At 70.7% G+C, this 21150-nt stretch carries 28 protein-coding genes; 15 read left to right on the top strand and 13 right to left on the bottom strand.

The annotated features are described in order from the left end of the window. Positions 1 to 11 precede the first annotated feature (11 nt). Positions 12 to 362 (bottom strand): hypothetical protein, encoded by a 351-nt coding sequence (locus JWN97_RS11570; protein WP_297622629.1) that lies wholly within the window; start codon positions 360 to 362, stop codon positions 12 to 14. Here JWN97_RS11570 and JWN97_RS11565 point away from each other — a divergent pair. The 3 genes from JWN97_RS11565 to JWN97_RS11555 are packed head-to-tail and all read left to right on the top strand — an operon-like array spanning position 343 to position 2059. After that, complete coding sequence (locus JWN97_RS11565) at positions 343 to 504, top strand: hypothetical protein (RefSeq protein ID WP_297622628.1); 162 nt, start codon at positions 343 to 345, stop codon at positions 502 to 504. The genes JWN97_RS11570 and JWN97_RS11565 overlap by 20 nt on opposite strands. Positions 505 to 514: 10 nt before the next feature. Next, complete coding sequence (locus JWN97_RS11560) at positions 515 to 871, top strand: hypothetical protein (RefSeq protein ID WP_297622626.1); 357 nt, start codon at positions 515 to 517, stop codon at positions 869 to 871. A gap of 18 nt (positions 872 to 889) precedes the next feature. Beyond that, positions 890 to 2059 (top strand): helix-turn-helix domain-containing protein, encoded by a 1170-nt coding sequence (locus tag JWN97_RS11555; RefSeq protein ID WP_297622624.1) that lies wholly within the window; start codon positions 890 to 892, stop codon positions 2057 to 2059. A gap of 67 nt (positions 2060 to 2126) precedes the next feature. On the opposite strand, the gene JWN97_RS11550 is transcribed toward JWN97_RS11555, so the two are convergent. The 11 genes from JWN97_RS11550 to JWN97_RS11500 form a co-directional block, all read right to left on the bottom strand. Further along, positions 2127 to 2822, bottom strand: coding sequence for a GAF and ANTAR domain-containing protein (locus JWN97_RS11550; protein WP_297622622.1), 696 nt, complete (start codon positions 2820 to 2822; stop codon positions 2127 to 2129). A gap of 173 nt (positions 2823 to 2995) precedes the next feature. Continuing rightward, complete coding sequence (locus tag JWN97_RS11545) at positions 2996 to 3895, bottom strand: NAD(P)-dependent oxidoreductase (RefSeq protein ID WP_297622620.1); 900 nt, start codon at positions 3893 to 3895, stop codon at positions 2996 to 2998. A gap of 66 nt (positions 3896 to 3961) precedes the next feature. Further along, the gene (locus JWN97_RS11540; RefSeq protein WP_297622618.1) at positions 3962 to 4240 is read right to left on the bottom strand and encodes a hypothetical protein; all 279 of its coding nucleotides are present in this window, start codon (positions 4238 to 4240) and stop codon (positions 3962 to 3964) included. A gap of 153 nt (positions 4241 to 4393) precedes the next feature. After that, a complete protein-coding gene (gene arr / locus JWN97_RS11535; protein ID WP_297622616.1) occupies positions 4394 to 4804 on the bottom strand; it encodes an NAD(+)--rifampin ADP-ribosyltransferase in 411 nt (136 codons plus the stop codon). Positions 4805 to 4813: 9 nt separating this feature from the next. After that, on the bottom strand, positions 4814 to 6028 hold the full coding sequence (locus tag JWN97_RS11530) for a glycoside hydrolase family 16 protein (RefSeq protein WP_297622614.1): 1215 nt from the start codon (positions 6026 to 6028) through the stop codon (positions 4814 to 4816). 92 nt (positions 6029 to 6120) lie between these two features. Next, the gene (locus JWN97_RS11525) at positions 6121 to 7410 is read right to left on the bottom strand and encodes a sigma-70 family RNA polymerase sigma factor (protein WP_297622612.1); all 1290 of its coding nucleotides are present in this window, start codon (positions 7408 to 7410) and stop codon (positions 6121 to 6123) included. A 23-nt stretch (positions 7411 to 7433) separates the two neighbouring features. Next, positions 7434 to 7781 carry a YciI family protein gene (locus tag JWN97_RS11520; RefSeq protein ID WP_297622610.1) on the bottom strand — a complete coding sequence of 116 codons (348 nt, stop codon included), beginning with the start codon at positions 7779 to 7781 and terminating at the stop codon, positions 7434 to 7436. A gap of 127 nt (positions 7782 to 7908) precedes the next feature. Then, on the bottom strand, positions 7909 to 8100 hold the full coding sequence (locus tag JWN97_RS11515; RefSeq protein WP_297622608.1) for a hypothetical protein: 192 nt from the start codon (positions 8098 to 8100) through the stop codon (positions 7909 to 7911). A gap of 65 nt (positions 8101 to 8165) precedes the next feature. Continuing rightward, positions 8166 to 8414 (bottom strand): PspC domain-containing protein, encoded by a 249-nt coding sequence (locus tag JWN97_RS11510; protein WP_297622606.1) that lies wholly within the window; start codon positions 8412 to 8414, stop codon positions 8166 to 8168. Between the two features lie 90 nt (positions 8415 to 8504). Further along, positions 8505 to 8696: a hypothetical protein gene (locus tag JWN97_RS11505; protein WP_297622604.1), complete on the bottom strand. Its 192-nt coding sequence runs from the start codon at positions 8694 to 8696 to the stop codon at positions 8505 to 8507. A 95-nt stretch (positions 8697 to 8791) separates the two neighbouring features. After that, positions 8792 to 9556 carry a DUF2071 domain-containing protein gene (locus JWN97_RS11500; protein ID WP_297622602.1) on the bottom strand — a complete coding sequence of 255 codons (765 nt, stop codon included), beginning with the start codon at positions 9554 to 9556 and terminating at the stop codon, positions 8792 to 8794. A 138-nt stretch (positions 9557 to 9694) separates the two neighbouring features. Here JWN97_RS11500 and JWN97_RS11495 point away from each other — a divergent pair, with 138 nt between their 5' ends. The 8 genes from JWN97_RS11495 to JWN97_RS11460 all read left to right on the top strand — a co-directional run bounded on the left by JWN97_RS11495 (position 9695) and on the right by JWN97_RS11460 (position 17341). Continuing rightward, on the top strand, positions 9695 to 10150 hold the full coding sequence (locus JWN97_RS11495; protein ID WP_297622600.1) for a hypothetical protein: 456 nt from the start codon (positions 9695 to 9697) through the stop codon (positions 10148 to 10150). Beyond that, positions 10147 to 11127: a hypothetical protein gene (locus JWN97_RS11490; protein WP_297622599.1), complete on the top strand. Its 981-nt coding sequence runs from the start codon at positions 10147 to 10149 to the stop codon at positions 11125 to 11127. The genes JWN97_RS11495 and JWN97_RS11490 overlap by 4 nt, the downstream gene beginning before the upstream one ends. After that, positions 11124 to 12566, top strand: a complete 1443-nt coding sequence (locus JWN97_RS11485) for a hypothetical protein (RefSeq protein WP_297622598.1) — start codon at positions 11124 to 11126, stop codon at positions 12564 to 12566. Before JWN97_RS11490 ends, JWN97_RS11485 begins: the two co-directional genes overlap by 4 nt. A 2-nt stretch (positions 12567 to 12568) precedes the next feature. Continuing rightward, entirely contained in the window at positions 12569 to 13042 is a 474-nt protein-coding gene (locus JWN97_RS11480) for a hypothetical protein (protein WP_297622596.1), read from the top strand. Positions 13043 to 13096: 54 nt separating this feature from the next. After that, positions 13097 to 14011 carry an ABC transporter ATP-binding protein gene (locus JWN97_RS11475; protein WP_297622640.1) on the top strand — a complete coding sequence of 305 codons (915 nt, stop codon included), beginning with the start codon at positions 13097 to 13099 and terminating at the stop codon, positions 14009 to 14011. Then, a complete protein-coding gene (locus tag JWN97_RS11470) occupies positions 14011 to 14835 on the top strand; it encodes an ABC transporter permease (protein ID WP_297622595.1) in 825 nt (274 codons plus the stop codon). Before JWN97_RS11475 ends, JWN97_RS11470 begins: the two co-directional genes overlap by 1 nt. Position 14836: 1 nt before the next feature. After that, a complete protein-coding gene (locus JWN97_RS11465) occupies positions 14837 to 15637 on the top strand; it encodes an ABC transporter permease (RefSeq protein ID WP_297622594.1) in 801 nt (266 codons plus the stop codon). An 87-nt stretch (positions 15638 to 15724) separates the two neighbouring features. Further along, positions 15725 to 17341: an AMP-binding protein gene (locus tag JWN97_RS11460; RefSeq protein WP_297622592.1), complete on the top strand. Its 1617-nt coding sequence runs from the start codon at positions 15725 to 15727 to the stop codon at positions 17339 to 17341. A gap of 15 nt (positions 17342 to 17356) precedes the next feature. On the opposite strand, the gene JWN97_RS11455 is transcribed toward JWN97_RS11460, so the two are convergent. Then, complete coding sequence (locus JWN97_RS11455) at positions 17357 to 17845, bottom strand: GNAT family N-acetyltransferase (RefSeq protein ID WP_297622590.1); 489 nt, start codon at positions 17843 to 17845, stop codon at positions 17357 to 17359. Positions 17846 to 17888: 43 nt separating this feature from the next. On the opposite strand from JWN97_RS11455, the gene JWN97_RS11450 reads away from it, so the two are divergent. From JWN97_RS11450 to recA, 4 genes are all read left to right on the top strand, one after another. Further along, positions 17889 to 18425, top strand: a complete 537-nt coding sequence (locus JWN97_RS11450) for a DinB family protein (RefSeq protein ID WP_297622588.1) — start codon at positions 17889 to 17891, stop codon at positions 18423 to 18425. Positions 18426 to 18513: 88 nt separating this feature from the next. Beyond that, positions 18514 to 18708, top strand: coding sequence for a DUF3046 domain-containing protein (locus tag JWN97_RS11445; RefSeq protein ID WP_297622586.1), 195 nt, complete (start codon positions 18514 to 18516; stop codon positions 18706 to 18708). Beyond that, complete coding sequence (locus JWN97_RS11440; RefSeq protein ID WP_297622584.1) at positions 18705 to 19961, top strand: MFS transporter; 1257 nt, start codon at positions 18705 to 18707, stop codon at positions 19959 to 19961. The genes JWN97_RS11445 and JWN97_RS11440 overlap by 4 nt, the downstream gene beginning before the upstream one ends. A gap of 195 nt (positions 19962 to 20156) precedes the next feature. Further along, positions 20157 to 21150 (top strand): recombinase RecA (gene recA / locus JWN97_RS11435; RefSeq protein ID WP_297622581.1); only part of this gene is annotated, 994 nt, incomplete at its 3' end.

Below are 21150 nucleotides of genomic sequence, written 5' to 3'. Positions count from 1 at the left end.
CTCCTCCCTGTTCACGCCGGACTGGGAACGACGATCGGCTTGATGCAGTCGTCCAGCTTGGCCGAGAACATGTGGTAGCCCTCGGCGATGTGCTCGAGCGGGACATGGTGGGTGACCAGGTCGCTCGGCTTGAAGTGGCCGTTGCGAAGGTGCTCGAACAGGCGGGGCCATTGCCGTTTGACCGGGCACTGGTTCATGCGGAGGGTCAGGCCCTTGTTCATCGCGTCGCCGAACTTGACCGCGCTGAAGAGTGGCCCGTAGGCACCGATGACCGAGACCGTGCCCCCCTTCCGGACGGTGTCGAACGCCCAGTTCAGCGCGACGGGCGACCCGCCTTGGAGCTTGAGCTTCGCCGAGGTCACGTGCTGGAGCAGGTTCCCGTTGTGCCTCTACGACATCGACGACCTGGGCGCCGGAGTGGTGTTCCAGGCCATGAAGGTGCACCCCCAGATCTGGCTCTCCGGCCTCGTGCTGGAGAACCCCTTCCACGCGCCGGCTGCCTAGAGATCCAGCGATGACCCTCTCGGAGCATCCCTCAAGGGAGAGTGCGGTGACGAACAGCGAGCCGGACCTGCGGCGTGCCCTGACCGGGGTCCAGGAGCTGCTGGTGATGTCGATGCTCATGCTCGATCGTCACGATGTCGACGAGGTCATCGACGTCCTGGCCCATGCGGTGGAGGCGGTGACCCGGTGCCAGCTCGTGCGCGTCACGTTCCGTCGTGACCAGGAATGGGTCTCCCGGCCCCCCGCCAACCGGCGAGGCCGAGCCTCCGGCCCGGTGGACGCGCGTTCGTCGAGGACGATGGGGACTTCTGGACGTGCACAAGGACCGTCGCGGCCTTGTCAGGATCACCGGGTCAGCTGGTCCTGAGGAGCTCCACCAGGCCCGATGCCGAACAGCTGTTCGTCATCGAACGGCTCGGCCAACGCCGAGCTGGCCTGCACCCTGGCCGCCCTCCGCCACCGGGAGGCGGTGCAGGAGGAGTTCATCCACCTCGCTGCCACGGGGACCCAGCGGGACATGGCCACCTCACTGAGCCGGCTCACAGGTTGCACCGTCGTCCTGCGGGACGCATTCGCGCACGAGACGATGCGGGTCGACGCGGCCGACGGGTCACCCTTGACACCCAGAGGAGACCCGCTCAGGGCGTCGATCGGCGGACGCCCGGAGTTCGGCACGGTCGAGCTCGAGATGCCGACGGACGACGAGCAGGGCAACGAGAGCGCACACTTCGCCCTGCAGTACGCCAGCGTCGCGCTCGGACTGCTCAGGGCCCATGCCGCAGCGATGAGCGAGATGGAGAACCGACTGAGTCGTGACCTCCTCGACGACCTCCTCGGAGGCATCCCGGGCGAGGTGGCCCGAGACCGCGCAGCCGCCCAGGGCCACGACCTTCGAGTTCCCCACGACCTGATCGTGTCCGCGTGGTCCTCCGCAACGGGTACGCAGGTCGCCGACCGCGACGTCGACCGCATCCGGACCGCCATGGCACACCAGCGTCTGCCCTGCCTGATGACCCGGGACCAGGGCATGGTCGTGGTCCTCGCCCATCACGGGGTCGACATGGGCCGGCTGTACGACGACCTGTGTCTCGCGCACGGCGACACCGACGGCGTGATCGCCACGGGTGAGTCGATCTGTTCGCCGGAGCACATCCCGCGCGCCTACGAGCAGGCGCAGAGAGCGCTCACGTGTCGCAGGCAGTCCAGCGACCCGCGCGGCTTCATCGCCTACTCCGACCTGGGCGTCGAACGGATCCTCGCCCTCGACGGCAACGTCGGCGAGGTCGAACGCCTGATCAACGACTGGCTCGCCGACCTGTTGTGCTACGACGACCGCCAAGGCACCGATCTCGTACCGACACTGGCGACGTATCTCGACCATGGAGGCAAGTACGACGCCACGGCACGTGCGCTCTCCATCCACCGGAACACACTGCGCTACCGGCTCAGCCGCATCACTGAGATCTCGGGGCACGACCTCGCCGACGTGGACACGAGGCTCAACCTGCATCTGGCACTGCGCGCCTGGCGACTCCGCCGCGCACGGGTCCGGTGAGCTCGCCAGAGGACAGCACCACGGTCACCGGGGGTCGACGGGGTTGTTCACCATGCGTTGCGGTTGCTCACGTGTCGGAGGGACGGTTGGCTTCGTCGTTAGTGGCTGCAATGACCTGATCGGCCACCGACCTCAGCTTCGTGTTGTTGTGACTCGAGAGTCGGGTGAGGAACGCGAACGCACGCGCGTCGTCGAGCCCGTACTGGTGCATGACGATGCCCACTGCCTGACCGATCACCTGCCGGGTCTGGACGGCCTGCTGGAGATGGGTGATCTCCCGTGCGTACTCGATGGCTGTCGCCGCGTGGTGTGTGAACAGCTGACCCAGGCCGTCGAGCGCTTCGAACGACCCGCGGTGGCGGGAGTAGAGGTTCAACGCCCCGTTGGACCCGGTGGCATCGAAGAGCCGGATCCCGGCCTGCGCCTGCACACCCGCAGCCAAGGCGACCGGCGCATAGCGCGGCCACCGCGTGTCCGATGCCAGGTCGGGGCTCGCCACGTGCACCGTTTCGCTGGCTGCCTCGTAGCACGGGCCTTCCCGGAACTCGTACTGCGCGGCATCGAGTCCCAGGACCAGGTCATCGGTGGGCGCTGACGTCTCCAGCCGCCCGTCGGCGTGCCGGATGGTGATGCTGGCGTATTCGACCTCTGGTAGCACCTCCACTGCTGCCGCCGTGATGCGGGCGAGTGTCTGGTCCAGGTCTGCGGGCGTCAGGGCTGCCCGCAGGCGGCGGCTGACGTCGACGAACTCGCTGTTGATCACCGGGACAAGGTACTCGGTGAGACCGCGTCGAGACCGAGACCTGGTGCTCGATCAGGACGAGGCGTGGACGCGGAGGGCAACATCCAGGTCGCGCTGGCCCAGCAGGCCCCCCGGACGCACCAGGAGTCCGGGGCCCGACGGGGCTCAGGACTCCTGCCCACGGGTAGTGCAGATCAGCTCGCGTCGGGGTCGTCGAGCACGTCGCGCCACGAGTGCTGCGGGTCGAAGCCGACGAGCTCGCGCGCCTTGTCGATGGAGTAGAACGTCTCGTCGCGGCCCATCTCGCGGCGTACCTCCACCCCGTCGTAGAACTGCTCGATGACCTGCGACGAAGTCGCGGCCACGGACATGTCGGCGTTCGCGACGTTGAAGACCTCGTAGCCCAGCCCGTCGGTCTCGAGGCAGCGCTGCACCATCTGGCCGAGGTCGCGGACGTCGATGTAGGCGAAGACGTTGCGCCGCCGCAGTGCCGGGTCGGTCAGGAACGGCGGGAACATCGCGGCGTACTCGTGCGGCTCGATGACGTTGTTGATCCGCAGGCCGTAGACGTCCGCGCCGGTGCGCGCCTGGAACGAGCGCGCGGTCACCTCGTTGGCGACCTTCGACATCGCGTAGGAGTCCTCGGGCACGGTCGGGTGCTCCTCGTCGACCGGCACGTAGAGCGGGCGCCGCTCGCCCTGGGCGAAGCAGATCCCGTACGTCGTCTCCGACGAGGCGAAGACGACCTTGCGGACGCCCAGCCGGGTCGCGGCCTCCAGCACGTTGTAGGTGCTGAGCACGTTCGTGGCGTACGTCGCCGCGTCGGGCTTCAGCAGGATCGCCGGCACCGCGGCGAAGTGCACGACCGCGTCGTACGACGGCTTCTCGGGCAGGTCGAGCTCGTCGAAGGTGGCCAGCCCCGCGAGCGCCGAGTAGACCTCACCGGCGTCGGTGAGGTCCACCCGGAGGTCGGCGACGGACGGGTGCTCCAGGGGGACGAGGTCGGCGTTGGTGACCTGGTGGCCCTGCTCGGCGAGGTAGGGAGCCACGTGCTTGCCGGCCTTGCCGCTGCCGCCGGTGAAGAAGATGCGCATGCGACCTTCCTACCCTGAGGGTGTTCGGCCTGTCGTGCCCACGGCAGCCCGGTGAGTGCGGTGGGCCTATGGCGCTGCGGCACTCCGCTCGTGCAGCGCGCGCAACTCGTCCGCCAGCTCCAGGGCCGGACCCGCGACGGGCACTCCGGACGCGACGGCGTTGATCGGCAGCGCCAGCACCGGCCCGGGTGGCAGGCCCATGGCCTCGCGCCACTGGGTGAGCTGGGCGGTCGAGCCGGCGTACACGATCCGCACGAGCCCCACCCAGGCGTGGCCGGCGGAGCACATCGGGCAGTGCTCGCCCGAGGTGTAGACCGTGCAGTCCGGACGGACCTCCGGTGCCACGTGGGCGGCCGCCCAGCGCGCCAGGTCGAGCTCGGGGTGCCGTGGCGGGCGAGCGTGGCATCCGAGCCGGCCTACCGAACTCGTGCGCTCAACGATCCCCGCAGCGTCGACCGGACGTGCCTCTAGCAGTACTCGGCAGGGACGGGGTGCGGCTCAGTTGATGATCTCGCCGCGCTCGTCCGAGAGAAGCGCCGCCAGCCGGTCCCGCCACGCCTGCAGCGCCTCGGGGGCCAGCCGGGTCCAGTCGGTCACCTCGCCGACGATCCTGAGCGGGTCCCCGCTGCGGTAGGACCGCGTGGGGTTCCCCGGGAACAACTTGTCCGTCACGTTCGGATCGTCCTCGAACGCCCCCGTCGGCTCCACGGCGTACACCCGCGGCTCACCCTCGCCCGCCGCGAGCTCGGCGGCGAGGCCGGCACCGTCGACGAGCGCGGTGAAGTAGATGTGGTTCATCACGACCTCGGGCCGGTAGTTCGACCGGTTGCCCGCCGTGAGCAGGTCGCCCACCGCGAGGTCGGCCTTGGTGCCGTGGAAGAACGGCCCGTCGTCCAGCACGTCGCTCACGCCGCCAGCCTAGGCGGGCGGGATCGCGCCGGTCTCCCACACGCGCACCCAGTCGACGTACATGTGCTGCGGGAGCCGGCGCTCCTCGATCTTCGGGATCTCGTAGTCCGCGGCGATGAGGCTCAGGATGGGGAACTGACGCACGTCGGAGACGCCGCGGCCCATCCGACCGGTCTCCCGGCCGTCGATGCGGAAGACGACCGTGCGCGGCGTCCACTCCACCGAGAAGACGTGGTAGTTCCTCGACCAGCCGTCGCGCCGGCTCCGGAGGTACGACGCCTGGCGTGGGATCCAGCCGCCCGTCGAGATCCGGCGCTTGCCGTCGTAGCGGTGCATGAAGGTGGCCAGGCCACCTTGCGGGTGGTGGTCGCCGAAGTACTCCACGACGTCGATCTCGCTGCCGGCGGCGCCGGGATACATGCCGTCGACCGGCTGGAGCCAGAAGGCGCCGTGCTGGCCGCGCAACCGCTGGAACTTCACGCGCGCCGCCGCGACGCCGTAGCGGAAGGAGTAGGCACCCTGGGTGCCGATGTGCCCGCTGAGCCGGTAGGCGTACCTGCCCGGCGACGCGTCGCGGCCGCGGACCTTGCACCTGGTCGTGGCGTCGGGATCGGTGATGACGCTGAGCCGCACGGTGCCCCCTCCGACCGAGACCGCACGCGGGTCGCCCTTGGAGCACGTACGACGACTCGTGCTCCAGTGCTCGCGACCGCGGTGGTTCCAGACCGGGTCGAGGTCGGTGCCGGTGAACTCGTCGGTGAACGTCGGGTCGAGCCAGCGCGCGGTGCTCACCGGTGCGCTGACGAGAGCCCGGAGGCCCCGCACCGGCGTGGCCCTCACCCGGTAGACCAGAGCGTGTCCGTCGACCGATGCGGCGGCCGCGAACTGGGCCCGCCCGCGGCCGTCCTGCCGTCCCGTGACGACCGTCTCCCACGACTCGCCCTGCCTGACCTGGAGCAGGACCTTGCGGCCTGCCCGCACCGGACGGATGGTGGCGGTGACGGCCGCTCGCGCCGCGTCCGGGCTGGCGACCCGGCCGCCCTGCTGGACGATCTGGGGGAGCGCCTCCAGCGTGACCCGCTGCGTGGGCGTGATGCGCACCGAGACGCTCTCCGCCGTCACGTCGCCGGGGTCGGCGGCCGAGCCGGGCTCCATCAGGACGAGCAGGGAGGCGGGCAGGAGCAGCGCCAGGGTGCCGGAGGCGAGCAGGCGTCGAGCAGACATGGGTGGCCTTCGAGTCGGGTCGGGCGCGGTGACGCACTCGACCTGGGGGACGGCGGGGTGCCGTTCCTGACTGGGACGCAGCCGTGGGCGCGTTAGTTGTCGGCGGTGCGTGCGAGGTTCGCCGCCGCCCGGCGTTGCAGGACTGCCCGCTCGCCCGCGTTCCGGGTGCGTGCGGCCGCATCGGTGAAGGCCGCGCCGGCCTGCTCGTGCAGTCCGGCCCGCTCCAGCAGGTCGCCCCGCACGCTCGGCACGAGCGGAGACCCGCCGAGGGCACCTGCGTCCACCGCGTCCAGCACCGCCAGCCCCGCGTCCGGGCCGTGGGCCCGCCCGTGGGCGACCGCCCGGTTCACCTCCACGACCGGCCCCGGCGCGGCCTGCGCGAGGACGTCGTACAGGGCTGCGATGCGGGGCCAGTCGGTGTCCTCAGGACGTACGGCGCCGGCGTGCTGCGCGGCGATCGAGGCCTGCAGAAAGTACTTCCCGACAGGTGTCCCGCGGGCGGCGAGTGCCTCCGCCTGCCGCAGGGCGGCCAGCCCGCGCCGGATCATCAGCCGGTCCCACTGCGACCGGTCCTGCGCCTCCAGGAGGACGGGGGCGCGGTCGGCATCGAGCCGGGCGTCCATCCGCGAGCCCTGGAGCTCCAGGAGCGCCTGCAGCCCGAGCACCTCGGGCTCGCCGGGGGCCAGTGCGGCGAGCATGCGCGCGAGCCTGGTCGCCTCGTCGGCGAGGTCGCGGCGCATCCAGTCCTCGCCCGCGGTCGCGGTGTAGCCCTCGTTGAAGATCAGGTAGATGACGGCCATGACGTCGTCGAGGCGCCGGCTGCGCTCCTCGCCGGTGGGCAGCTCGAACTCCGCGCGAGCCTCCGACAGCGTCTTCTTGGCGCGCGAGATGCGCTGGCCCATGGTGGCCTCGGTGGTGAGGAAGCCGCGGGCGATCTCGCTGGTCGTGAGCCCGCCGACCAGACGCAGGGTCAGCGCGGCCCGTGACTCCGGGCTGAGGCTGGGGTGGCAGGACAGGAAGACGAGGCGCAGGACGTCGTCCTCGATGTGGTCGACCTGGCTGTCGAGGTCGGGCACCTGCGCCTCCTCTCCTCGGCGGGAGTCCTCGATCTGCGCGACCTTGCGGCGCAGGGTGTCGGCGCGCCGGAAGTGGTCGACGGCGCGCCGCTTCGCCGTGGTCATCAACCACGCGGTGGGGTTGTCCGGGACGCCGGTCGCGGGCCACTGCTCCAGCGCGGCGACCAGTGCGTCCTGCGCGAGGTCGGCGGCGAGCTCGACGTCACGTGTCATCCGGGTGAGGGCGCCCACGAGGCGGGCCGAGTCGGCCCGCCACGCGGCGCGGACGGCCTCGGTCGGGTCGTCCGTCATGCTCCCTGCCGGCACGGAGCCAGCGTAGTGAGTCCCGATCAGGCGCCGGGCGCCTCGGGCCCGTCGGAGATCTGGCGCAGGGTCGAGACGACGGTGACCTCGGGCCAGTGCTTGGCGTGCAGCTCGGCGAACTCCCGCTGGTCGGCCACGGCCTCCTCCACGGTGGCGTACTCCAGGATCGACCACCCGCCGACGATCTCCTTGGCCTCGGCGTACGGGCCGTCGACGCGACTGACCTCGCCGTTGCGGACCACGAAGTTCACGGCGTCCTCGGTGCCGTAGAGCCCGCCGCCGTCGACGAACCGGCCGTCGGCGGCCCGCTCACCGATGTAGACGTCCATCGCCTCGAAGAGCGACTGCGGGGGCGTGCCGATGTTCTCTTCCATCCTGACGAATCCCATGAAACGCGGCATTGCTGATCACTCCTAGAAGGTGGTCGGTGAAGTTCTTCTCGCCCGTACGTCGAACGGTCGGCAGGCTCTTCGACATCGACCCTAGAAGTTTTTTCGCACGTCAGTGCGGCGCGCGTCGCGGGCGCACGGACGCGATCGAGTGCAGCACCGCGTCACGGCGTGCGGCCCGGACCTCGTCGAGCTTGCCCCGGCAGCCGTCGCACCGCGCGAGCTCGTCGCAGCAGCGCGCGTCACGCACCTCGGCCTCGAGCTGGTCGGCGTGGGCGCTGCGTCGCAGGATGGTGTGCCTCATTCGTCCCTCCCCAGGGTGATGTCTCCGAGTGTGACCCTGCCGGGCCGGTGCGAGCATCGGCATTTCTACCGATCTCTCGTGGCGCTGACGGCGACGACGACGCTGTCCTGGGCCGGCATCAGGATCCACAGCACCGGGTAGATCAGCAGCTGGCTGCCCGGCAGGACCATCAGCAGCAGCATGAAGAGCAGCCGGGCGATCCAGGGCGTCAGGCCGAGGCGGCGGCCGATCCCGGCGCAGACACCGCCCAGGATCCCGGTGTCGCTGGAGCGCACGAGGCCCTGACGGGCGAAGGCGGCGCGAATGTCGTTCATGGTGGTCCTCCGGTTGCGTGGCTGGTGGGTCTAGCCTGCTCCGCCCGGCGCGCGCCCACCATCGGGATCAGCCCCGGTCCGACCCTGACGTCACTCGGGGCCCTGCCGACGCCTGAGGACCGCGGCGGTGATCGTCAGGAGGACAGTGAGGGCGATGAGCCCGCCCGCCAGCAGCATCACCAGGCCCACGATGAACAGGCCGCTGTCGTCCGTCGCGGCGGCATGGAAGGTCCACGGCACCGAGAACCCGACGACGGCCGCGGCCGCGAGCGGAACGACCATGCGTGCGCCGCGGAGCCGCACCTGGGCGAGGACGGCGCCAGCGGCGACGGAGAGCCCGCAGCCGATGACCTGCCAGTCCCGGTAGGGACGCGGACTCAGGTGTGTCGAGGCGCCCGCGCCCGCGCCGCGTCCCCCGGGAACCCGAACTCCGTGAAGACTCCCGGGCTGAAGCCGACGTGGTCCGGAGGACGGGAGGCGAGGCCGGGCAACCCCACCGACGCCATCAGGCCGTCGTCCAGGGCCAGCACCTCGGCGTCGTGGACCGGCCAGGCCTCGTGCTGGTTGGGGACGTGGAGCGTGCGACCCCACCAGCGCTGGTGGAGTCCCCACCGCGCGCTGAGGAAGTCGTCGAGCCCGGTGCTCTCCCGAGGTGCTCCGGCGCGGATCACGACGTGGCTCGTGGCCCGCGCGCCGGGGGTGCGGAGCCGGGCGTCGTACGTGTGCACGTCGCCGCTCACGCCGTAGCGCATCCGCGCCCAGCGGTAGGGGAGTCCGAAGGCTGCGCGGGCGCCCAGCACCACCGCGGCGCGGTCGGTGTCGAGGCTGAGGAACACGATGCCGCGGCGGCCGGTCTCGTCGACGGAGTAGAGCCGGACGTTGGTCTCGAGGAAAGACCCGAGCCACGGGACACCCGGGCCGCGACCGACACCGGCGTCGACCATCCGGAACGGGATCAGCCCCACGTAGGTGACCCCGTCGAGGGTGTCCGGGCGGACACCGGGTGGCAGCCGGTGCGCGACCTCGGCCGGGTCGACGGCCCAGTGGAGGAACGTCAGGTCGCGCCAGCTCTGGTTCATCATCACCGGGCCGGTCAGCGCCGGCGCGTGCGGTGACACGGGCTCGACGACGGAGTCGCTCACGCCTCCAGCGTAGGCGGGCGGCCCAGGGCTGGTCGTCGGTCGTGTCCACACTCGGCGACCGCCCGGTTTGGGCCCCTCGCGGGCGGGGCATCTGAAGGCCGTACGCCACGGCGGCGCCCTCGGGTCAAGGAGACGCACATGTATGGAGACACCGGAGTCATCCGACGCCTCGCCACGCAGATGAGCGAGCAGGGCACCGAGATCCGCGGTGACGCCGACCAGCTCGTCAAGGCGTCGCAGCTCGTCGTCTGGGAGGGCCGGGCCGCGCAGGCGATGCGCGAGCGGATGGCCGAGCGGGCGGTCGCGCTCCGCAGGACCGCCGACGAGCACGACGACGCCGCGCAGGCCCTGCGCCACCACGCCGACGAGGTCGACCGGCTCAAGGACCTGATCCGCGAGATCGCCAACCGCGTCAGGGGTCTCATCGAGGGCGCCAAGTCCCGCCTCGCGGACCTGGCCGACAAGGCGATGGACCTGATCAAGAAGGTCACCCCCGACCCGATCGACGAGATGCTCTCGTCCTTCCAGCCGCCGCCCGAGGGCCACAAGGACTGGCTCGACGTGCCCGACCAGCTGCCGGGAGGCGGACGATGAGCGTGATCCTGCTGGACGCCCAGGGCAACGAGGTCGAGCAGCGCGCGGTCACCCCGCGGCGCGTACGCCTCTCCCGCGCGGCCGTCGACCGCCTCGCCGACCTCGCCGACGTGGAGTCGCCGGCCGCACAGATGGTCGTCTCGACGGGTTCGCTCGACAGCCTCGGCGACCGCCTCGGCACCCTGGGCCGGGACACGGCGCCGAGCACGCCGGACGACGGTGCCGCACCCGCGGAGGCGGAGGACGAGACGGAGGCCGACCTCGACGAGGTCCTCGTCGCCGCCGGACTCGTCGCCGACGCAACGCCGACCGAGGAGGGCCGCGCGGTCCTCACGGTGTGGCACGCACCGGTCCTCGCGGTCGAGCTCGAGATGCTGGTCTCGCTGAGGCGAGGCAAGGTCCGCGTGCGCAGCTGGCACCGCAACCTCGACGACTGGGTGGTGTGCCTCTCCACCGGTGACGGCGATTCCTTCGAGCTGTCGTGGCTCTCGGCCGACGACTGGTGGATGGAGCTCGGTCGCGCGGCCTACGTCGACACCCGGACGCTCAGCGCTGCCCTGACCGACGAGACGATCCCCGACGTCGTCGAGACGCCGTGGGACCTGCTGCTCGCCACCGGCGAGGCGGTGCAGCGGCGCCGTTTCGAGCTCCTCGACCAGATGGTGTCCGACTACTCCGGGATGACGCTCGCCGGCGAGTCGCTCGCCACGCTCGAGACCGCCGACGACCCCGACGTACGCCGCTGGCACGAACAGCTCGAGAGCACGTCGCGCGGTCGGCTGCACGCGGCCGTGATGGGACGCAGCGAACGCGGCCGTCCCGGTGCCGGGATCGTCGAGTGGGTGCTCTTCCACGACGGGTGGCGCTCCCTCACGCCCTTCAGGCGCGACGGCTGGAACATGGTGCGCATCGAGCGCCGGAGCCCCGTCGACCTGCCCCGGGAGCTGGCCGTCCGGGCCGCGGAGGTGACGTCATGACCAGCGGCACCCTGCCTCCGATCGAGTCGGTCTCGGGAGGCTCCCACGGCGTCCAGGCGGGCTACGAGCAGATGCTGGCCCTCGCCGAGCGCTACGAGCGCCAGGCGGGCGACTTCGTCGAGATGGCCGGCCTCGGCGCGAAGATCATGGCCAACGGCGACCTGCTGGAGTCGGCGATCCTCTCGCCGGTGTCCTTCGGCGACGCCGAGCTCCAGGTCCTCGACGCCACCACCGGCGCCAACGGCCTGACCGTGCGGGCCATCGGCATCGAGGCGGACGCGCTCGGCGTACGAGCCGTGGTCGCGGCCTTCAAGGCCAGCGACTCGCTCTCCCAGCACGCCATGGAGATGCTCGACAACGCGCTCGGCAAGCTGCTCTTCGTCGGGACCATCGTCTCCCTGCCAGCGCTGCTCGCGGCGGGCGGCCTCACCTACGCCTACTACTCCACGCTGTCACCGGATGAGCAGGAGGCGCTCAAGGCGCAGATCGCCGAGGACCTCGGCCAGTTCCTCCACGACCACCCGGAGGTCGCCCAGCACCTCATCAACGGCGGGGGAGGGCTCCTGGAGTCCCTCGTGCCGGGCCTCGGCCTGCTCAACCCGGGCGACGGCCCCATCGACCAGGCGACCACCAACGACGCGGCCAGGTTGCTGGCACTGCTGCTCGGCAACGACACCGACTTCGACGTCAACCAGCTGGGCGGCATCGACCCGTCGCTCAACCAGCAGCACGCGCCGGGCTCCCTGGCCGACCTGATGCAGTCGCTCAACGACGCCAACAAGCTCGACCAGGAGGACCCCAGCCGTCACGGCGCGATCCAGATCCAGCGCATCGTCGAGAACGGCCAGGAGCGCTACGTCGTCTACATCCCCGGCACCGACGACCTGAGCCCGATCCCGCAGGACGGCGAGCACGCGCGCGACATGGAGACCAACTACCAGCTCATCGGTGGCATGGACTCCGCCTACGGCCGAGGCATCCAGCAGGCGATGCTCGACGCCGGCCTGGAGGGCAAGGACGTCATGCTCGTCGGCCACTCCCAGGGCGGCATGGTCTCCACGTCGCTCGCGGCCGACCCCGACTTCACGCGCCACTTCAACGTCCAGCACGTCGTCACGGCCGGAGCGCCGACCGCGCAGGTGCCCGACCTGCCGGCGGGCACCAGCGCCATCCACCTCGAGAACCGCGGGGACGCCGTCCCCTTGCTCGACGGCGAGGACAACCCCGACCAGCCCAACCGGACCACCGTGAAGTTCGACGAGGGCAGCAGCGACGTCGGCGACAACCACGCCATCGACCACTACGTCCAGGGCGCAGCCGCCGCGGACGCGTCGACCAACGGGTCCATCCAGGACCAGATCAGGCAGATGCAGGAGGATGGCTACCTCGGTGGCGGGACCGTCACCGACGTCCAGACCTACCAGATCACCCGAGGATGACCATGCTGCGAGTCACGACCCTGGTGGCCCTGCTGTCCGCCGTCCTGTTCGTCTCGGCGTGCACGGCGTCCGACGGAGGTGGCGCGGGCGCGGACGAGCCGACGGGCCAGGACACGTCGAGCACCGCCCCCGGCTGTGGCGACTGCGAGGCGGAGCTGGCCGCCGTACGCTCCCAGGTGGAGCAGCTCGCGGACGTGGAGCGGATCCGCACCCTCGAGAAGTACGGCTCGTCGCCCACCAACGGAGACACCGTCAACCTCGAGCTCTTCTCCGCCGGCGTCGGCGACACCGGCCTCGCCGACGAGGTCGCCGCGATCGTGTGGCGCAGCGACCTGGCCCCGGTCGACGTGGTCACGATCGCCATCGAGGACTCGGCCGGCGACCTGGTGCCGACCCTGCCCTACGACTTCCGCGACGGCTCGCGCCAGCACGCGACGTACGTCCAGCAGTGGGGCCCTCGGCCGGTCGAGGAGTAATTGTTACCGCGTTGTCGTCGGCCTGATCTAGTGTCGGCGACCGTGACGGAATCGATGATCTCGGCCCGGGGGCTCCGCAAGTCCTTCGGGGACTTCGAAGCGGTGAAGGGCATCGACGTCGACGTCCGCAAGGGCGAGGCCTTCGGGTTCCTCGGCCCCAACGGCGCGGGCAAGTCGAGCACGATGCGGATGATCGCGTCGGTGAGCCCGGTGACCTCCGGCGAGCTGCGCATCCTCGGCATGGACCCGGCCACCGACGGTCCCGCCATCCGCGGTCGCCTGGGCGTCTGCCCACAGGAGGACACCCTCGACAACGAGCTCAACGTCTTCGACAACCTCTACATCTACGGCCGCTACTTCGGCATCGACCGCGCCACCTGCCGCGCCCGTGCCCACGAGCTGCTCGAGTTCGCCCAGATCACCGAGAAGGCCAAGGCGAAGGTCGAGGACCTCTCCGGTGGCATGAAGCGGCGCCTCACCATCGCCCGCAGCCTCATCAACAACCCCGAGGTGCTGCTGCTCGACGAGCCGACCACCGGCCTCGACCCGCAGGCGCGCCACGTGCTGTGGGACCAGCTCTTCCGGCTCAAGCAGGCCGGCGTGACCCTCGTGATCACCACCCACTACATGGACGAGGCCGAGCAGCTCTGCGACCGGCTCGTGGTCATGGACAAGGGCGTGATCGCCGCCGAGGGCTCGCCCCGCGAGCTCATCGACACCCACTCGACCCGCGAGGTCGCCGAGCTCCGCTTCGGCGTGGGCGAGCACGACGCGCTGGCCGAGAAGGTGGCCGACCTCGGCGAGCGCGTCGAGGTCCTGCCAGACCGGCTGCTCGTCTACAGCGACCACGGCGAGGAGGTCGTCACCGCCGTGTTGGAGCGGGGGCTGCACCCGATCGCCACCCTCGTGCGCCGCTCCACGCTGGAGGACGTCTTCCTGCGCCTCACCGGCCGGAGCCTGGCGGACTGATGGCGACCACGACACGGCCGGCGACCGCGCCCACGGCAGCGCTCTCGGTCCGCGAGGGCATGACCCGGCAGTACGACTACTGGCTGACCGTCTACAAGCGCACGTGGCGCGGGGGAGTGGTGAGCTCGTTCGCGACGCCGCTCTTCTACGTCGTCGCGATGGGAGTCCTGCTCGGCGGCTTCATCGAGGCCGACCCCGACAAGCTCGAGGGCGCCACCTCCTACCTCGCCTTCATCGTGCCCGGGCTCGTGGCCGCGCACGCGATGACGCTGGCGGTCAGTGAGACGACCTACCCCGTCATGGGCGCCATCAAGTGGCACAAGACGTTCTTCGCCCAGCTCGCGACGCCGCTCGCGGTGCGTGACCTGGTCAACGCGTTCCTCGGCTTCGTGCTGTTCCGGGTCGCCTCGGCGTGCGCGGTCTTCATGCTCGTGCTCGCGCCCTTCGGGGTGTTCGAGACCTGGTGGGGGCCGATCCTGGCGTGGCTCTCCCAGGTGCTGGTCGGCACGGCCTTCGCGACGCTGGTCTTCGGCTACTCCGCGCGGCTCAGGTCGGAGGAGGGCTTCGGCTTGCTCTTCCGGCTCGGCGTGCTGCCGCTGACCCTCTTCTCCGGCGCGTTCTTCCCGATCTCCAACCTCGGGCCGGTGCTCGAGTGGGTCGCGCGGCTGACGCCGTTGTGGCACGGGGTCTCGCTGTCGCGGATGTTCTGCCTCGACACCGTCGACTGGCCGCTCGCCGCGCTCAACACCTGCGTGCTCCTCGTCCTCTCCGTGATCGGCTGGCGCTGGGCCGTCACGGGGCTCGACAAGCGGCTGGAGGTCTGAGATGGCCCTCGTGACCGCGATCCCCGCACCGCTGACCACGGTGGGTGCCGCCCGCCTGCTGGTCCTGCGCAACTTCGTCGTCTACAAGGCGGCCTGGAAGCTCTTCCTCACCGGCTTCCTCGAGCCGCTCCTCTACCTCTTCTCCATCGGCATCGGGGTCGGCCAGCTCATCGACACCTTCGAGTTCCACGGCGAGGCGATCCCCTACGCCGCCTTCGTGGCACCGGCGATGCTGGCCACATCCGCCTTCAACGGCGCGCTGCTCGACTCGACCTTCAACGTCTTCTTCAAGCTTAAGTACGAGAAGCTCTACGACCAGATGCTTGCCACCCCGCTCACCACGGGCGACATTGCGCGCGGTGAGATCACCTGGGGGCTGCTGCGCGGGTCGGTCTACTCCGCGGCCTTCCTCGTCGTGATGGTCGCGATGGGGCTCGTCGAGTCGTGGTGGGCCGTGCTGGCGCTGCCGGCGGCGGTCCTGATCGCGTTCGCGTTCTCGGCCGTCTGCATGGCCCTGACGACGTGGATGAAGTCCTGGCAGGACTTCGACAAGATCACGCTGGCCCAGATGCCGCTCTTCCTCTTCTCCGCGACGTTCTTCCCCGTCGAGGCCTTCGGTGACGGGGTGCTGCGGTGGATCGTGGAGGCGACCCCGCTCTACCGCGGCGTGGTGCTGTGCCGCGAGCTCACGACCGGGGTCGTGACCTGGGAGTCGGCGGTCTCGGTCGGCTACCTCGTCGTGATGGGAGTCCTCGGCCTGCTCGTCGTACGACGCCGGCTCGACAAGCTGCTGCTCACCTGAGGATCGCAGCCCGACACGGCATGCCGGGCGCCCCCCGAGCGAGGCGCCTCTGGCGGCGTCGCTCCGGCGCGACGTAGGTTGCCGGGCATGGACTCCTACGCCCAGGGCGTGACCACTCCGGCGCTGCTCGAGGAGACGATCGGTGCGAGCTTCGAGCGGACGGTGGCGTCGTACGCCGACCGGGAGGCACTGGTCGAGTGCACGACCGGGAGGCGGTGGACCTGGGCCGAGCTCGACCGCGACGTCGACGCGCTCGCGCGCGGCCTCATCGGCGCCGGCATCGCGAAGGGCGACCGCGTCGGGATCTGGGGACCCAACAGTGCCGAGTGGACCCTCGTGCAGCTCGCGACCGCGAAGGTCGGCGCGATCCTCGTCAACGTCAACCCGTCCTACCGCACCCACGAGCTCGCCTACGTCGTCAACCAGAGCGGCATGCGTCTGCTGGTGAGCGCGACGGCGTTCCGGACCAGCGACTACCGGTCGATGGTGGAGGAGACCTCCGCGCAGAACCCCGCGCTCGAGCGGGTCGTCTACCTCGACGACGAGGCGAGCTGGGCCGGACTCGTGGCCGACGGTGACGGCGTCGGCCCGGACGAGCTGCGGCAGCGGTCGGCGTCGCTGGAGCCGCACGACCCGATCAACATCCAGTACACCTCGGGCACCACGGGCTTCCCCAAGGGCGCGACCCTGAGCCACCGCAACATCCTCAACAACGGCTACCTCGTCGGGGAGGTCTGCCGCTACACCGAGGCGGACCGGGTCTGCATCCCGGTGCCCTTCTACCACTGCTTCGGGATGGTGATGGGCAACCTCGCGTGCACCACCCACGGCGCGACCATGGTGATCCCGGCGCCCGGATTCGACCCCTCGCTCACCCTGCGCGCGGTCACCGACGAGAGGTGCACGTCGCTCTACGGCGTGCCGACGATGTTCATCGCCGAGTGGGCCCTCCCCGACCTGGCGTCGTACGACCTCTCGACCGTGCGCACCGGCATCATGGCCGGCTCGCCGTGCCCCGAGGAGATGATGCGCAAGCTCATCGACGCGGGCGTCGACGAGATGACGATCGCCTACGGCATGACCGAGACGTCCCCCGTGTCGACGCAGACGCGGACCGACGACTCGCTGGAGCGCAAGGTCGGGACGGTCGGGCAGGTGAGCCCGCACCTCGAGGTCAAGATCGTCGACCCGGTCACCGGCGACACGCTGCCGCGCGGCGAGGCGGGAGAGTTCTGCACCCGCGGCTACTCGGTGATGCTCGGCTACTGGCAGGACGAGGAGAAGACGCGCGAGGCGGTCGACGCCGAGGGCTGGATGCACACCGGCGACCTCGGGGTGATGGACGACGAGGGCTACCTCCGGATCACCGGCCGGATCAAGGACATGGTGATCCGTGGCGGGGAGAACATCTATCCCCGCGAGATCGAGGAGTTCCTCTACACCCACCCCGACATCGAGGACGTGCAGGTCGTGGGCGTCCCCGACGCGAAGTACGGCGAGGAGCTGTGCGCGTGGCTGCGGATGCGCTCGGGGACCGAGCCGCTGGACGCCGACGGGGTGCGCGCCTTCGCCACGGGCAAGCTTGCCCACTACAAGATCCCGCGCTACGTCATGGTGGTCGAGGAGTTCCCGATGACGGTGACCGGCAAGGTGCGCAAGGTCGAGATGCGCGAGGTCTCCACGCGCGACCTCGGCCTGGCCTGAGTCGCACGTCCGGTCTCAGGCCAGGAGCTTCTGCAGCCAGGTCAGGTCGATCCACCGGTCGAACTTGCGCCCGACCTGCCGCATCGTGCCGACCTCCTCGAAGCCGCATGCCCGGTGCAGGGCCAGGCTCGCGGGGTTGGGCAGCGCGACGCCGGCGACGACCGCGCGTACGCCGTCGGCCGCCAGCAGCGGCAGCAGGACGTCGTACAGGGCGCGCCCGGTGCCGCGTCCCTGACCGTCGGGAGCGACGTAGACCGTGCTCTCGCGGGTGTGGAGATAGGCGGGCTTGGGTCGGTAGGGGCCCGACGTGGCGTAGCCGACGACAGCGCCGTCGTCCTCGGCCACCAGGAAGTGCTCACCCGGCCCGGAGGCGGTCAGGGGCTCCTCCCACAGGTGCATCGGGCGTGGCTCGAGGTCGAACGTCGCGTGCCCCTCGAGGGCCTCGCGGCCGTAGATGGCGGCCACCGCGGGCAGGTCGGCGGGAAGTGCGCGACGGATGTCCATGGTGACCATTGTGGTGTCCGGTGCGGCTGGTTGGATGTCGGGCATGAGCACCGCACCCGACGGGATCGTGCCCGACACCAAGGACTGGACCTGGGTCCTGGACCGCCCGTGCCCCGACTGCGGCTTCGACCCGTCCGCACAGACGCTGGCCGACCTCCCGCGCGCCTTCCACGACACGGCGATGACGTGGTCCGACGTGCTCGCGCGGGCCGACGTGTCGGCCCGGCCGTCGCCGGAAGTCTGGTCGCCGCTCGAGTACGCCTGCCACGTGCGTGACGTCCACGAGATCTTCGCCCAGCGGGTGCGGCTGATGCTCGACGAGGACGAGCCGACCTTCGCCAACTGGGACCAGGACGCGACGGCGATCGAGCGCGACTACGCCGGCCAGGACCCGTCCGAGGTGGTCGTCGAGCTGATCGGGGCCGCCGGCACCGTCGCCGGCGTCTACGCCACCGTCACCGACGCGACCCGCGGACGCCGCGGCATCCGCTCCAACGGCGACGCGTTCACCGTCGAGACGCTCGGCAGCTACCACCTCCACGACATCGTGCACCACCTCCACGATGTGGGGGCGGCGTGAGCGAGACCGTCCGCACCTACGACCTCGACGCCCGGGCGTCGGAGGGCCTCGGGGACGCGGCGTGGCTCGAGCTCACGGGGGTGCGCGGATGAGGCACACCGAGTTCTGGGCACGCCTCGACCACGTGCTGGGGCGCGCCTACTCGCGCACCTGGGCCGAGCTGACCATCGTCCGTGACCTCGACGGCCGCACCACCCGGGAGGCCCTCGACGCGGGCGTCCCGCCCAAGCAGGTCTGGGCCGCCGTGTGGCGCCAGCTCGAGCTCCCGGACACCGAGAAGTGAGCCTCCGCGCCACTGCCGGACCCGACGTCGAGGCTGCCCAGCGCCACACCGTCCGCACCCTGGTGGTCTCGCAGGCGATCGGTGCCGTCGGCGTCACGATCGGCGTCGCGACCGCCTCCCTGCTGGCCCGCGACATCTCCGGCAGCGAGACGCTGGCCGGGCTGGCGCAGACCTTCCAGGTGCTCGGCACTGCGGGGGCGGCGTACGGCCTGGCGCGGGTGATGCGTCGGCGGGGACGTCGCGCGGGCATCGTGCTGGGCTACCTCACCGGCGCCACCGGGGCGGTGCTCGCCGTGGTCGCAGGAGTCGTCGACTCGATGCTCGTCCTGCTCGCCGGCGCTGTGCTGCTGGGTGCGACCTCGGCGGTCAACAGCGGGTCGCGCTACGCCGCGACGGATCTCGCCCGTGAGGAGCACCGGGCGCGGGCGCTGTCGGTGGTGGTGTGGGCCACGACGATCGGTGCGGTCGCCGGACCCAACCTCACCGGTGTCGGCGGTGCGGCCGCCCGGTCGCTCGGCATTCCCGAGCTCACCGGCGGCTTCGCGATCGGCGCCGTCGTGCTCGTCGTGGCGGCCGGATGGGTGTGGCTGCGCCTGCGGCCCGACCCCCTGCTGCTCGCGCAGGAGACCGCCGGGATCACGCCGAGCGTCGGTCCGGAGCCCAGAGGCCGCTCGTGGGCGCGCTTCGTCACCGTCGTACGCGAGGTCCCGGCGGTCGGGGCCGCGGTCGTGGCGATGGCCTGCGCGCACGCCGCGATGGTGACTGTGATGATCATGACGCCGCTCCACATGGAGCACGGCGGTGCGCACCTGGAGGTCATCGGGTTCGTGATCTCGATCCACGTGCTGGGCATGTTCGCGTTCTCGCCCCTCGTCGGGTGGGCTGCGGACCGGCTCGGGCGCAGTGCCGTGCTGGTGACCGGGGGACTGGTCCTGCTGGTGTCGCTGGCGCTGTGCGGGCTCTCGCCCGAGGGGTCGTCGTGGCAGATCTTCACCGGGCTCTTCCTCCTGGGACTGGGTTGGTCGTGCGCCACGGTGGCCGCGTCGACGGTGATCGCCGACCGCACGCCGATCGAGGCGCGCACCGACGTGCAGGGCACGTCCGACATGGCGATGGCGCTCACCGCGGCCGGCGGGGGAGCGCTCGCCGGCGTCATCGTGGGAGGGCTGGGCTTCCCCGCGCTCGCGGCCTTCGCGGCGTTGCTGGCCGGGACCGTCGTGGTCGCGGGCCGGCTGACGCACCGGCCCTCCTGAACCTGCTCCGACACGGTCGCGACACGCCGCGTCCGAACCTGTCGTCGAACACCTGTTCGGGCTACTGTCTGTCCACAGGTACGACGGTGGGCGAGGTTCTCCACAGCAGGTGAGGGTCCTGATCAGGGACTGTCGGTGGCTCGTCCTAGCGTCGCAGACGTACCTACACACACGACGAGAGAACGGGACACAGCAATGGCTGGTGCAGACCGCGAGAAGGCCCTCGATGCCGCGCTCGCACAGGTGGAGAAGCAGTTCGGCAAGGGTTCGGTCATGCGGCTGGGCGACGAGACGCGTGCCCCGCTCGAGGTGATCCCCACCGGGTCGATCGCCCTCGACGTGGCCCTCGGCCTCGGCGGCCTGCCGCGCGGGCGGGTCGTGGAGATCTACGGTCCGGAGTCCTCCGGAAAGACGACGGTCGCCCTCCACGCGGTGGCCAGCGCGCAGGCCGCGGGCGGCATCGTCGCCTTCATCGACGCCGAGCACGCGCTCGACCCCGACTACGCCAAGAACCTCGGCGTCGACACCGACGCCCTCCTGGTGTCCCAGCCCGACTCCGGTGAGCAGGCGCTCGAGATCGCCGACATGCTCATCCGCTCGGGTGCGCTGTCCCTGATCGTCATCGACTCGGTGGCCGCGCTCGTGCCCCGGGCCGAGATCGAGGGCGAGATGGGCGACAGCCACGTCGGCCTCCAGGCCCGCCTGATGAGCCAGGCGCTGCGCAAGATGACGGGGGCGCTCAACAACTCCAACACGACTGCGATCTTCATCAACCAGCTCCGCGAGAAGATCGGCGTGATGTTCGGCTCGCCGGAGACCACGACCGGTGGTCGCGCGCTGAAGTTCTACTCCTCCGTCCGCCTCGACGTGCGCCGCATCGAGACGCTCAAGGACGGCACCGACATGGTCGGCAACCGGACCCGCGTCAAGGTTGTCAAGAACAAGGTCGCCCCGCCGTTCAAGCAGGCGGAGTTCGACATCATGTACGGCAAGGGGATCAGCCGCGAGGGTGGCCTGATCGACGTCGGCGTCGACGCTGGTCTCGTGCGCAAGGCCGGCGCCTGGTACACCTACGAGGGCGACCAGCTCGGCCAGGGCAAGGAAAACTCGCGCAACTTCCTCAAGGACAACCCCGACCTCGCCAACGAGATCGAGAAGCTCATCCTGGAGAAGCTGGGTGTCACTCCGA

Source organism: Nocardioides sp. (genome assembly GCF_025965415.1).
Taxonomy (GTDB): Bacteria; Actinomycetota; Actinomycetes; order Propionibacteriales; family Nocardioidaceae; genus Nocardioides.
Note: the sequence above shows the minus strand (reverse complement) of the source record. Positions and strands in the feature narration are given on the sequence as shown.

Bases quoted from the DNA above. Each gene is read 5' to 3' on its own strand.
- JWN97_RS11560 (WP_297622626.1), top strand. From the start codon at position 515: ATGACCCTCTCGGAGCATCCCTCAAGGGAGAGTGCGGTGACGAACAGC.
- JWN97_RS11555 (WP_297622624.1), top strand. From the start codon at position 890: ATGCCGAACAGCTGTTCGTCATCGAACGGCTCGGCCAACGCCGAGCTG.
- JWN97_RS11545 (WP_297622620.1), bottom strand. From the start codon at position 3,895: ATGCGCATCTTCTTCACCGGCGGCAGCGGCAAGGCCGGCAAGCACGTG.
- JWN97_RS11530 (WP_297622614.1), bottom strand. From the start codon at position 6,028: ATGTCTGCTCGACGCCTGCTCGCCTCCGGCACCCTGGCGCTGCTCCTG.
- JWN97_RS11520 (WP_297622610.1), bottom strand. From the start codon at position 7,781: ATGGAAGAGAACATCGGCACGCCCCCGCAGTCGCTCTTCGAGGCGATG.
- JWN97_RS11515 (WP_297622608.1), bottom strand. From the start codon at position 8,100: ATGAGGCACACCATCCTGCGACGCAGCGCCCACGCCGACCAGCTCGAG.
- JWN97_RS11510 (WP_297622606.1), bottom strand. From the start codon at position 8,414: ATGAACGACATTCGCGCCGCCTTCGCCCGTCAGGGCCTCGTGCGCTCC.
- JWN97_RS11505 (WP_297622604.1), bottom strand. From the start codon at position 8,696: ATGGTCGTTCCGCTCGCGGCCGCGGCCGTCGTCGGGTTCTCGGTGCCG.
- JWN97_RS11495 (WP_297622600.1), top strand. From the start codon at position 9,695: ATGTATGGAGACACCGGAGTCATCCGACGCCTCGCCACGCAGATGAGC.
- JWN97_RS11490 (WP_297622599.1), top strand. From the start codon at position 10,147: ATGAGCGTGATCCTGCTGGACGCCCAGGGCAACGAGGTCGAGCAGCGC.
- JWN97_RS11485 (WP_297622598.1), top strand. From the start codon at position 11,124: ATGACCAGCGGCACCCTGCCTCCGATCGAGTCGGTCTCGGGAGGCTCC.
- JWN97_RS11480 (WP_297622596.1), top strand. From the start codon at position 12,569: ATGCTGCGAGTCACGACCCTGGTGGCCCTGCTGTCCGCCGTCCTGTTC.
- JWN97_RS11475 (WP_297622640.1), top strand. From the start codon at position 13,097: ATGATCTCGGCCCGGGGGCTCCGCAAGTCCTTCGGGGACTTCGAAGCG.
- JWN97_RS11470 (WP_297622595.1), top strand. From the start codon at position 14,011: ATGGCGACCACGACACGGCCGGCGACCGCGCCCACGGCAGCGCTCTCG.
- JWN97_RS11465 (WP_297622594.1), top strand. From the start codon at position 14,837: ATGGCCCTCGTGACCGCGATCCCCGCACCGCTGACCACGGTGGGTGCC.
- JWN97_RS11460 (WP_297622592.1), top strand. From the start codon at position 15,725: ATGGACTCCTACGCCCAGGGCGTGACCACTCCGGCGCTGCTCGAGGAG.
- JWN97_RS11455 (WP_297622590.1), bottom strand. From the start codon at position 17,845: ATGGACATCCGTCGCGCACTTCCCGCCGACCTGCCCGCGGTGGCCGCC.
- JWN97_RS11450 (WP_297622588.1), top strand. From the start codon at position 17,889: ATGAGCACCGCACCCGACGGGATCGTGCCCGACACCAAGGACTGGACC.
- JWN97_RS11445 (WP_297622586.1), top strand. From the start codon at position 18,514: ATGAGGCACACCGAGTTCTGGGCACGCCTCGACCACGTGCTGGGGCGC.